The sequence below is a fragment of the Nocardia sp. XZ_19_369 genome (assembly GCF_015355715.1).
Classification (GTDB): Bacteria; Actinomycetota; Actinomycetes; order Mycobacteriales; family Mycobacteriaceae; genus Nocardia.
The window spans coordinates 422,548-433,710 of record NZ_JACVED010000003.1 but is presented as its reverse complement, the minus strand read 5'-3'; the positions used below and the strand labels follow the sequence as shown (position 1 = coordinate 433,710).

Below are 11,163 nucleotides of genomic sequence, written 5' to 3'. Positions count from 1 at the left end.
AGCGGGTTTATCTGACGTAAACCGCTGCGGAGGAAAGCAATTCGGCAATGCCGTCGATATGGTCGTGCACATAGAAGTGCCCTCCATCGAAAAGAGTCACCGCGCCGCCTCGGCTGCTGTGCTCCACCCATGGCCGCAGTTCGGCGGCGGTCACGAACTCGTCGTCGGCGCCCCCGATCGCCTCGATCCTGGCCGCTACTCGCACTTCCGGATCGCAGACGTAGTTGTCGAACGCGCGGTAGTCAGCCTTCAGCACCGGCAGGGTCAGCCGGATGATCTCGCGGTTGGCCAGCACCTCGGCGCCGGTGCCGTTGAGCGCTACCAGCCGCTCGAGCAGGGCGTCGTCCTCGGTCGGCAGCGGTGGGGTCTGCGCGACCAAAGCCGGCGCGACCGCGCTGGAGGCGCCGAGCAGCGCCACCGGCACACCGGCAGCCTCGGCCTGCCGGACGAACTCGAAGGCCACCATCGCGCCGATGCTGTGACCGAAGACGGTAATCGGAACACCGCGGTGCCAAGGAGATTCGACGAATTCCGCGAGAGTCCCCGCCGCGAGCTCGGCACAACTGGCTGCCAATGGTTCGGCGGCCCGGTCTTGGCGTCCCGGGTACTGCACGATGACAACGTCGAAATCGTCGCTGAGTCGCTTGGAAAAGGTGCGGTAGGTCGATGCTCCCGCGCCCGCGTGCGGAAAGACGACCAACGGTGCCGAGTCCGCCGCGGCGGGTTTATGGAATTTGCGAATCCACCCGAGATTGTTGGACATACGACTCCTCCAGATAACCGGCTACCAGCACCTCGACGGCATTGCCAGCACTCCAACGGCAACCATGCCGCAGCGAACGTTAGCATAGGCTAACCTCACTTCAATGCTCAGTCACTACCCACGGAGCTCGACATGATGAACACCACCGGAACGCGCTACGTCCTGGCCCGCGAGCAGACCGACCTCTCCGACGAGGTGCGCGCCGCGCCTGCCCCGCCGCTGCCGACGGTGTCCGAACCGTTCGGCCTGCGGGTCGCCGATCCGGACGGATCCGACCCGATGATGCTGAGCGAGTGGATGCACCGGCCACACCTGCTGGCAGCCTGGGAACAACCATGGTCGGCCGAACGGCGCGAGCAGGACCTGCGCGCGCAGCTGGCCGGAACGTATTCCCTGCCATGCATTGTCAGCTTCGACTTCGCCGCCGATGACCGACCGGAGCTCGGTCGGCGCGACGTGGCATACCTGGAGCTGTACCGCGCGGCCAAAGATGAGATCGCCCGCCTCTACCACGCCGATCCCTACGATGTGGCAATGCATCTCGCCACCGCGGAGCAGGACTTGACCGGGCGTCGCATGATGGCAGCGTTCGCCGCCCAGTTGTTGCCCGCGATTTTCGCGGCCGAGCCGAAGTGCCGCCGCATCATGGTCGACCCGGACCATCGCAATGTCGCGGTCCGGCGCGTCGCGGAGCGCTTCGGCGCCCCTAGTCTCGGGGAATTCGACATCCGGCCCGATCGCCGGATCACGCTCTACACCCAGCCGCGCACGCCCGTGGACATGCCGACACTGCGACGCTGACCGCGGTAGACGCTGCGCACGCATCCTCAGGTGACAGCTCGCGCGAAGTGCGGCCGCGCTCCCTTGGCCGCTGTCTGCGAACACAGCACCCGATCCGAGAGTTCGCCCAGACAACTGAGATTCGGAAATCCGGGCCCCTGTGCGACGGCGGCCAAATTGGGTAGATAGAGCTTGGCGTCCAGGTTCGCGACCGCGAGGTCGTAGCCGATCGATGCCTCGATTCGCTGGTGGGTCGGCCGACCACCGATGGCCAACTCCAGCAGATCGGTCGCGTCCTGATCGAACAGGTCGAGAAACCACAGCGGTTGCCCACCCGTCGCATCGATCACCAGATCGAAGACGTGCGATTGATCGGGCCGCATGTCGTTGCGCAGCGTCAGCGCGATTCCGTCGCCCTGCTCGGTTACCCGAACAGCACGGCCCTGCAGATGATGCACCCGGCTGTCACCGAGCAGACTTTCCTGGACACGGACCGAGAAGACACCGCGATCGGTTCTGCGGATGACGTCGCGACGTTCCTGGATGCTCAATGCCGCCCACTTGACCGGGTCACTGAACAGCGAGTTCTCGAAATAGCTTTCACCGCGGGTGTAGATCGTGGCCATCGGTGAGACCACCGAGATGGACAGCATGCCGTGGCGGACCAACTCGTCCAGTGCCGAGCCCGCGGTCTCACCGCCACCGATCACCGCGACCCGAGAAGAGACGGGCAGCGCGCGGCGACCGGCCAGGTCCCAGAATTGCGCGATGGTCAGCACCCGCGGATGGTCGGCGATGGCGCGCGAGCTGGCGCCGGGACCGGTGATCATCAACTTGTCGCCGGTCAACTGGACCGGGTCACCGCTGGGGCCGGTCGCGGTGAGCTGCCAGCCGTCGACCGCTGCCGCAACGGATCGCACGGTGCCTGTGACGATTTCGAGGTCGATCCGGCGCGCCACCCACTGCAGATACTTGGCCCAGACGTGATGGTGCGGATTCGGGCGCCCTCGGTCGACCCATTCGGCGTAAGTGCCGTGCTCGACCAGGAAGGAAGTCCAGCTGTAAGCCGTCATCGCCGCGTTGATCTCCGCGTTGCGGCCGCGCGCCCAGGTCGAATGATACGGGAAGCCGATGTCCTTTTCCGGGCTGGTGCCGAGGCGATGTTGACCGTCGGTCCAGCCGCCGCTCGGCAGCCAATTGCCGCCGACCACATGCGCTTCCACGACGACGACGCGCGGGGCGGGCAGGCCGAGTTCGCGGAGCACCTTCGCCTTCGTCGCCACCGCAAGGGCTTTCGGCCCCGCGCCGACTATCAGAAGCGTTTCCACCGATTCTCCACTCTTCTCCGACACGCAAACGGCCGCGTTGCGTGCATTCCGACGCACACGTGTCGGTGCCCACAATCCGAAACTCTTCGTCGCTATGTTTGCATAGCCTTACCTTATATTGAACACCTGTGCCGCAAATAGCGGCGGCACTCACACCCGTGACCGATTGGATGACATTGATGACCAGCAACTCGAACAAGCCGCTTTTACGCCGTGCGGCAACGACATTCGCACTGACCGCTGCCGTGCTCGGCGGCGCGACGGCTACCGCGATCACCGCTTCGCCCGCGCTCGCGGCCCCACTTTCGGCGCCGATGCACGCTGCGGCGCCGAGCGCGGCCGAGCTGACCACCAAGCTGCGCCTCGCCGTGAACACCGGCGCGCCACGGTCCGCCAGGGCCGCTGAGCTCGAATCCGGTGAAGCCGGCGTGGCGACCATGGACAAGATCGGCGCGATACTGCTCGCCGCCCCGCCGAGCCTGCGGTACAACGTGGTCAACCCCTCCGTCTCCGGCGATCGGATCGACGCCCAGTTGCGGGTCACCACCGAGGGCTACCCCGATTTCAACTACGACGCGTCCTGGAAGCAGCTCGACGGCACTTGGAAGTTGAGCCGCGCGTCCGAGTGCAGCATCGCCTCGGCGCTCGGACTTTCCTGCTGAACCCGACCACCTTGCCGCACAAGGTCCGTCGTCGCCGGTCGGGCGACGACGGACCGGCACACAGCCACCGGCGCGACAATCGACTTTCGTTAGGCTAACCTAACGACATGGGTAAGGGATTCAATGGTCTGCTCGTCAAAGCATGGGGCGGCACCGACTACCAGATCACGGTGACGTCGACCGAAGTCGTCACCGACAAGTACCTGCGACTCGGCTTCACCGCAGGTGGTCTGCTCGCCGACAATCCCGTGCATCCGACGCAATGGGTGCGCTGCTGGTTTCCCGACAGCACCGGCGAGAAGCTGCACCAGCGTGGATACACCCTGGTCGACCCCGATCCCGCCGGCGACCGCTTCGCGATCGAATTCGCCATCCACAACGGACATGCGGCTCGGTGGGCCCAGAACGCCGCCCCCGGAGACAAGCTCGACGTGACCGTTCTCGGTTCCGACTTCCAACTGCCCGAGGCGACGCCCAGCGAGTACCTTGTTTTCGGCGACACCGCGTCGATCCCCGCGATCAACTCGCTGCTGGACGCGATCGGTGACGTGCCGGCCAGGGTTTGGCTGGAGTGGCAGTACGAGTCCGACCGGCAGATTCCGTTGCGCGGCAAGCCCCATCACCAGGTGACCTGGGTGCAACGTATCGACGACGGCCGTTTGCTCCGCGAAGCCGCGCACGAGCTCGACTGCCCGGACAATGTGTTCGCCTGGGTGGCCTGCGACGGTCACACCACTCGATCGATCGTCAAGTCGCTCAAGCAGGTACACGGTGTGCCCAAAACCGCCATGAAATATCAGGCGTACTGGAAGTAGTCCGTGCGGCGTAGCTGCCTTCGCCCGATACTCACCCGGGCATCTGATAGGTCATCCCACAGGATGAATCGAATCGCGACCTGCGCCCGACGCGCGGTGCCCCGCCGGTCCGCAAGGCTGACAGTCGGATTCGAGGCCGGTCGCACAGCAGCTCCGTAGCCCGGTATCCGGAGCGGAGGTCAGCTGGATGTCGACCCTGGACGTGGTGCTCGTGCTGGCCACCCTGGCCTTCGCGGTGACCGCGATCGCCGCTCCGCTCCGCGCGCGCCGGATCAGCTCCGTCGCGGTGCCGGGGCTGGTAGCCGCAGGCGTGACGCAGCACCTGATCGAAGGGTTCTACTGGCAGTTCGCGCCCACCTACCTATTGTTCGGTGCGACGGTCGGACTCGTTGTCCGGCAGTCGAAACGACGCGTCGACGGGCCACGCAGTCGGTGGCTGACCAGTGCCCGAGTCGGCGTGGGGTTTCTGACGCTGCCCGCCGTGCTTGCGTGGTCGCTGGTTCCCGTGCCGGCCCTGCCGCGGCCGAGCGGACCGTACGCGGTGGGTACCGAGATCTTTCGCTGGGTCGACCGGGACAGACCCGAGCCCGCAACGGACTCGGTCGAGGACCGGCGCAATGTCGTTGTGCAGGCCTGGTATCCGGCCGACCCGGCAGCGAAGGGTCGATCCTCGCCGTATCTCGACGGGCTGGACCGGTTGCCGAAGCAGGTCTCGCTGCTGCCCGGATACCTCATGCGCGGCTACCACCGTATCGATACCCATACCCGGTTGGACGTCCCGGTCAGCCCGGACCACGAACGCTGGCCGGTCGTGTTGTTCTCGCCCGGATACGGTGCTCCGCGTGGGTTCTACACCGGGTTGATCGCCGATCTCGCGAGCCGGGGCATCGTGGTGCTCGCCGTTGATCATCCGTACGAGGTCGCGGTCACCGAACTCGCCGACGGCACCCTCGCAACACCGCGCCCGCACTTCCTGGACGACGATCCGGACCAATCGCGCTATATGAGCGGACAACTCGACGTTCGCGCGGCCGATCTGCGCTTCGTGGTCGATCAGCTACAACGCCCGAATACGCTGGGGCCGAGCCTTTCCGATCGACTCGATACCGGACATATTGCCGCAGTAGGGCATTCGTTCGGTGGCGCGGCCGCGGCGGCAGCGCTGGCGGGCGACCATCGGCTGATGGCCGCGGCGAATATCGACGGCACGTTGTACGGCACGCTGCCCCAGCAGTCGCTGACGAAGCCGTTCCTACTGGTGCAGAGCGATTATGCGGAGACCGAACACTACGAGCAATTCCTGGAAGGCAACGGATCGTTGCTCGCCCGCTCGACAGCACCGGTCTTCCGGCACGAGATCAGCGAGGCCAACCACTACAGCTTCACCGACGCTCCCCAATTCCTCGCTGAGCCAGTCAGATTCCTGGTGGCCCAACTGATCGGCGGTTCCCGAGGTCCGCGAGAAACGCAGCGGGTGACCAACGACCTGTTGACCGCGTTCCTGCGGGAACCACTCAGCGTGCCCTAGTGCAGTTTCGATCAGACCGCGACCGGCTCCAACCGCCATCCGGCGGCGCGTGAGCGTTCGTTCCAGAAGTCGGCGTAGCGTCCGCCCATCGCCAGAAGTTCAGCGTGCGTGCCGCGTTCGACGATCCGGCCGCCGTCGAGGAACAGGATCTGGTCGGCGTGCGCGATCGTGGCGAGTCGATGCGCGACGACGACTACTGTCTTGCCCTTGGTGAGCTGGTGCACGCCGCGGACGACGACCGCCTCGCTGTGCGGATCCAGTGCGCTGGTCGCCTCGTCGAGCAGCACGATCGGCGCATCCTTGAGCAAAGCGCGGGCGATCGAAACCCGCTGCCGCTCACCGCCGGACAGCGAGACGCCGCCTTCGCCGACCGCGGTGTCGAGACCGTCCGGCAGTCGCTCGACGATCTCGTCCACCCTCGCCGCCTCGGCCACGCGCCACACCTCGGCATCGGTGGCAGCGGGTTTGCCGATCCGAATGTTGTCCGCCACCGAACGATTGAAGAGATAGACGTTCTGAAAGACCAGCGACAGCTGGTTCAACAGCGACTCCGACGGTTGGTCGCGTACGTCGTGTTCACCGACGACGACCCGGCCCGAATCGGCGTCGTAGAAGCGCGCGGCCAGCCGCAACAGTGTGGTCTTGCCCGCGCCGCTCGGTCCGACGATCGCGGTGGTGGTGCCCGCGGGCACGCTGAAGCTCAGCCCGGAGACGACCGGCTCACCCGGTCGGTAACCGAAGCTCACATCATCGAAGACCACGGACGCGACACCGGGTGTGACGGGCGTTGTCGCCTCGGGCAGCACCGGCTCGGCCAGCAGTTCGCCGACCCGGTCGACCGCGGACGCGGCAGCACGCAGGCCGTTGCCGAGCTGAGCGGCCTGATTCAGCGGCTCGATGAATCGGGAGCTGACGGCGATGAGCGCGATCGCGGCGGCGGCCGAGACGGCACCGTCGGTGACCAAGCCCACCACCACATAGGTGAGCACCAGGAAGACCGCCTGGACGAACAGCGAGAACACGATCAAACCAGGTACCGCGGTGAACACCATCCTGGTCATCGCGGAACGCTGGCGATCCAGCGCCGTGTCGAGTGCGCCGCCACCGGTGCCGGGCGCGCCGAACGCCCGCAGCACCGGCTGTGCCTGCGCGAATTCGACCACCCGCGAATCGGCCTCGGACGCGGCGGCGTGCATGCGCTGATCGGACCCGGTATATGCCCGGTTGGCCAGCGTGTTCACCAGGAAGAGCACTGGTGCCGCGAGCAGCATGGCAACACAGATGCGCCAATCGATGAGCAGCATGCCGACCGCGACACCGAGCGGAACCAGGATGCTGTTGAGCACCTTGGCAAGTAGATAGGCGACGGTTCCCTGGATTTCCCGTACGTTCTCCACAGCGATCCTGGAAAGCTTTCCGGCACTCTGGTTTTCGAACCAGCCGAGCGGAAGCGCATTGAGGTGATCGCCGATCCTGGTCTGCAGCCGCAACTGCATGCCGACCGCGATGCGCAGACCGAGCACCGTTTGCAGATAGCCGAAGATCGCCACGCCTGCGACCGCTGCGGTCATCAGCAACGTCCAGAACCAGGCCAGGCCGAGATCATGATCGAGCAGTGCCGCCAGCACCGGAACGAGCATCAGATACGCGGCCGCCTGGCTCAGGGCCTGCGCGGTGATCGCGGCGAACAGTTTCGGTGTCAGCGGGGCGAATTCGGCCGGGACGAGCCCGAGTACCTTACGAATCATCGCGTCGCTTCCTTCTCGATCAGCGCAACGGCATCGAGCGCTTTCTCATTGATTTCCCAGAGCCGCTGATAGGTGCCACCCGCATCGCGCAGACTACGGTGGTCACCCTGTTCCACCACGGTGCCGTTCTCCAACACCAAGATCCGGTCCACACCGGTGATGGTGTGCAGACGGTGCGCGATGACCAGCACGGTACGGCCCGCCACCAGTACGGCCAGGGCGTCCTGCACCGCGGCCTCGGATTCCGGGTCCGCGAAGGCGGTCGCTTCGTCGAGCACCAGCACCGGGCGGTCGGCGAGCAGCGCTCGCGCGATCGAAAGCCGTTGCGCCTCACCACCGGACAAACTGGCATCGACGCCGAACTCGGAGTCGTAGCCACGCGGCAACGCGACAATACGGTCGTGGATCTGCGCCGCCCGCGCCGCCCGCTCCAGTGCCTCGTCGTCCGCATTTCGATCGGCCAGCCGCAGGTTTTCCCGGATCGTGCCGCGGACCAATCGCACATCCTGGAAGACGAAACCAACGGTACGGTAAAGACCTTCGGTCGAGTACTCGCGAATATCGCGCCCTCCGATGGTGATTCGGCCGGAGTCCACGTCGTAGAAGCGGGGCACCAATTTGGCCAGGGTCGACTTGCCCGAACCACTGGGGCCGACCAGCGCGGTGATGGTGCCCGGCGTCAACTCGATATCGACATCGCGCAGCACTTGATGATCCACGCGGTAGCCGAAGCAAACCGACTCGAAACGCACCTCCCCCGCCGCGGCCGACACGGGCGAAGCGCTCGTCCCAGCAACCAATTCGGGTGTCTGCTGCAATTCGTGCAGCCGCAGCGCGGCGGTACCCGCGGTACGCAGCGCCTGACCGCCGTAACCGAGGCCGAGCAGCGCACTACCGAGGCCGAGGCCGACCAACAGGAATGGCAGCACGTCCAGCGGCGTCAGCCAATCCGAGCCGACTCCGACCAGACCGGCGACCACGATCACGATCATCACGAACACCGGCGCGATCGCGATGTCGGCGGCCGCCTGCGATCGGATCATCGGCGACTTCCAGCGGTCCAGACTGCGCGCCTGACCGTCCACAGCCGCCTGGAACTCGTTGTGCGCCTTGCCCGCCTGGCCGAACGCCCGCACGACCTGGATGCCGTCGACGAACTCGATGGTCGCCTCCTGCACCCGACGCTCCCAGCGGTGATAGATGGCCAGCCGATCCCTACTGTCCTGCCCCATCATCTTGCTCAGCACGATCCCGTAGGCCGCCAAGGGAACCAGCAGTATCAGGGTCAACCGCCAGTCGACCGTCACCAGATAGCCGAGGGTGACCACCGGCACGACCAGCGCACCGACGAACTCCAGTCGCGCGTGCGCGACCAGATAGTGCAGCGCCTCGACATCGTCCTGGAGGTACTTCTTCACCTCGGTGGAGGTGCGCTCGCCGAACCAGCCGAGCGGCACTCTGCTCAGCTTGGCCGCGAGCGCCCGACGGACGGTGAGCTGGTAGCCGGCGTCGACCAAGTGTGTCCAGGTCAGCGCCAGGGCCTGCAGCAGGCCGCGCGCCACGAGCACGATCATCGCCGTTCCCACCAGTCGCCACACTCGATCGGTGTCGACCTGGTCGGCGAGCAACTCCCGGCACGCCTCGACGATCAGCACGAACGGCACCACGGCGCAGACCGAGGCGACAGCCATAATCAGGCTCGCGAGCGTCAGCGCCCCGCGCACGGGCGCCAGGATCTCCCTGCGCGCCAAGGCCTCCGCCTTCTTGCGCGCTTGCTGCGCCGCACGCGGCGGCCGGTTCCCCGTCTCCGCCGCGGGCAGCGGCGCGAGCTCCACCGTCATAAGTTGTTGCCTCTCGCCATCATCGCCAGTGCCCCCGAACCGGACCCATCGTCACACACAATGCGCCCGAAAGGTAGGTTAGCCTAACTTTCCTTCGGCGAGGGTGGCGGGCCAGCCCGCTACCGCATCACCGGCAGCACTGCTACTGCGCTCCGCCCGGTCGCGGCCTCGATGAAGTCGGCCGGGTCGGCCACGGCGGCCAACACCTGCACGACGCTCTGCAACGTGGCCTGCGGCACCGGCGGGCCGCCGACCGCCGCGATCAGATCGAGCAGGTGCACGGTGAGGTCGACGACGGCCACCTCGAGCAGGGCCTGAAAGGTCACGGCACCGAGGTACGGATGCGGCAGCACGGTGGCCGGATCGATATCGCCGAGTTCGGCGAGGGCTCGCGGGCCGTCCTCGGTGAAGCGGCGCAGCAGTGCGTCGGTGTCGATATGCTCCGCCGTTTCGCTGGCTTGCACGGCGATGTCGTCGGCTGCTGTGTGCGCTAAACCGCCGGGAGCGTTGAAGATTCGCAGGATCTCCGCTCCGTTGGCGGCTGCGGGCGGGCCCGTCACCCTGGCGTCACGCATCGTGGCCATGATCGCGGGATCGGGCGCTACATGCGCGAACAGTGCGCGCACCGACCAGCCGGGCAGCCGCGTCGGCGTCGCCCATTGTTCCTCCGTCAGGGCAGCCCCACGTTCGGCCCACGCTCGCCAAAGTGCCTCCAGCATCTCGGTGTTCATTCGACCTCCTTCAGAAATGCGCGCGTTTATCGCCGAATAGCTTGTCGCGCTGCGGACTTGTTCTGGTTACCTGCGAAAACGGCTTCGTACACAAGGCTTTCCGATGTCCATCACCTCGGGGAACGCTCCATGAACGGTGGCTCGACCAGGCCCGATAGCGCGGATACATGGCTAGCTTTCACCATACGGAAACACCACATTGGAGTCGTGAATATGTTTGTTACACGGATCATTTCCACAATTTCGTCGTGTTCTATCGACCCGGGTGCGCTGACACCGGATCAGGCCCACCGCGCCATGCAGGTGCATTTGAACTGCAGCGTGGATATGTGCCGGATGCGCCGCCGAGCAAGGCGGACGTTGGTGGAGGCGCGGCGGATGGTTCTCGACGAGCGAGCGACGCCGTAGCCCGATCGCGCACCGATCCGGGATGGACCGGGGCCGCGACAGCCGAAATGCGCCGAACAGGAATCGTCCCGGCTGTCGCGGTGTTGTCCCGAGCATGACCACAACGGCATCCGATCGATCCGCTGCTGCCCCCGTCGTCGATCCGAGCACCGACTTCGGTGCCAAGGTCGCCGAGCGCCTCGACAAAGAACGCGTCATCTGGCTGACCACCGTCGGGGCCTCCGGTACCCCGCAACCCAACCCGGTCTGGTTCCAGTGGGGTGACGACGAGTTCCTGCTGTTCAGCAAGCCCGATCAGGCCAAGCTGCGCAACCTGGCCCGCAACCCGCGCGTTGCGCTGAACTTCAACGCCACCGAGTGGGGCGGCGAGGTCGTCGTGTTCACCGGCACCGCCCGCATCGATGACGTGGCCGCCACGCCTGACGAAATCGCCACGTACACAGCGAAATACACCGACGGGCTGAAGGACATCTCGATGACCGCCGAGCAGTTCTTCACCGAATACTCCGCTGTGGTCCGGATCCGCCCGGATCGCCTGCGCGGCTTCTGAATTCGCGCG

General features: G+C 66.0%; 10 protein-coding genes. 5 read left to right on the top strand and 5 right to left on the bottom strand.

From position 1 onward, the window contains the following. Window positions 1-7: 7 nt before the first annotated feature. Window positions 8-763, bottom strand: coding sequence for a thioesterase II family protein (locus IBX18_RS13530; protein ID WP_194834036.1), 756 nt, complete (start codon window positions 761-763; stop codon window positions 8-10). 135 nt (window positions 764-898) lie between these two features. On the opposite strand from IBX18_RS13530, the gene IBX18_RS13525 reads away from it, so the two are divergent. Beyond that, window positions 899-1,564, top strand: a complete 666-nt coding sequence (locus IBX18_RS13525) for a GNAT family N-acetyltransferase (protein ID WP_194834341.1) — start codon at window positions 899-901, stop codon at window positions 1,562-1,564. Between the two features lie 26 nt (window positions 1,565-1,590). Here IBX18_RS13525 and IBX18_RS13520 read toward each other — a convergent pair whose 3' ends face one another. Then, window positions 1,591-2,871, bottom strand: a complete 1,281-nt coding sequence (locus IBX18_RS13520) for a SidA/IucD/PvdA family monooxygenase (RefSeq protein ID WP_194834035.1) — start codon at window positions 2,869-2,871, stop codon at window positions 1,591-1,593. Between the two features lie 179 nt (window positions 2,872-3,050). Between IBX18_RS13520 and IBX18_RS13515 the strand changes: the two genes are divergently transcribed. From IBX18_RS13515 to IBX18_RS13505, 3 genes are all read left to right on the top strand, one after another. Continuing rightward, window positions 3,051-3,533 (top strand): hypothetical protein, encoded by a 483-nt coding sequence (locus tag IBX18_RS13515; RefSeq protein ID WP_194834034.1) that lies wholly within the window; start codon window positions 3,051-3,053, stop codon window positions 3,531-3,533. A 107-nt stretch (window positions 3,534-3,640) separates the two neighbouring features. Beyond that, window positions 3,641-4,348: a siderophore-interacting protein gene (locus IBX18_RS13510; RefSeq protein WP_194834033.1), complete on the top strand. Its 708-nt coding sequence runs from the start codon at window positions 3,641-3,643 to the stop codon at window positions 4,346-4,348. 187 nt (window positions 4,349-4,535) lie between these two features. Next, window positions 4,536-5,876, top strand: coding sequence for a hypothetical protein (locus IBX18_RS13505; RefSeq protein WP_194834032.1), 1,341 nt, complete (start codon window positions 4,536-4,538; stop codon window positions 5,874-5,876). A gap of 11 nt (window positions 5,877-5,887) precedes the next feature. Here the strand turns inward: IBX18_RS13505 and IBX18_RS13500 are convergent, their stop codons facing one another. From IBX18_RS13500 to IBX18_RS13490, 3 genes are all read right to left on the bottom strand, one after another. Beyond that, the gene (locus IBX18_RS13500; protein ID WP_194834031.1) at window positions 5,888-7,624 is read right to left on the bottom strand and encodes an ABC transporter ATP-binding protein; all 1,737 of its coding nucleotides are present in this window, start codon (window positions 7,622-7,624) and stop codon (window positions 5,888-5,890) included. Further along, on the bottom strand, window positions 7,621-9,465 hold the full coding sequence (locus IBX18_RS13495) for an ABC transporter ATP-binding protein (protein WP_194834030.1): 1,845 nt from the start codon (window positions 9,463-9,465) through the stop codon (window positions 7,621-7,623). Before IBX18_RS13495 ends, IBX18_RS13500 begins: the two co-directional genes overlap by 4 nt. A 119-nt stretch (window positions 9,466-9,584) precedes the next feature. Further along, a complete protein-coding gene (locus tag IBX18_RS13490; RefSeq protein ID WP_194834029.1) occupies window positions 9,585-10,196 on the bottom strand; it encodes a maleylpyruvate isomerase N-terminal domain-containing protein in 612 nt (203 codons plus the stop codon). Between the two features lie 502 nt (window positions 10,197-10,698). Here IBX18_RS13490 and IBX18_RS13485 point away from each other — a divergent pair. Next, a complete protein-coding gene (locus IBX18_RS13485; protein ID WP_107654127.1) occupies window positions 10,699-11,154 on the top strand; it encodes a TIGR03667 family PPOX class F420-dependent oxidoreductase in 456 nt (151 codons plus the stop codon). Window positions 11,155-11,163: the final 9 nt, after the last annotated feature.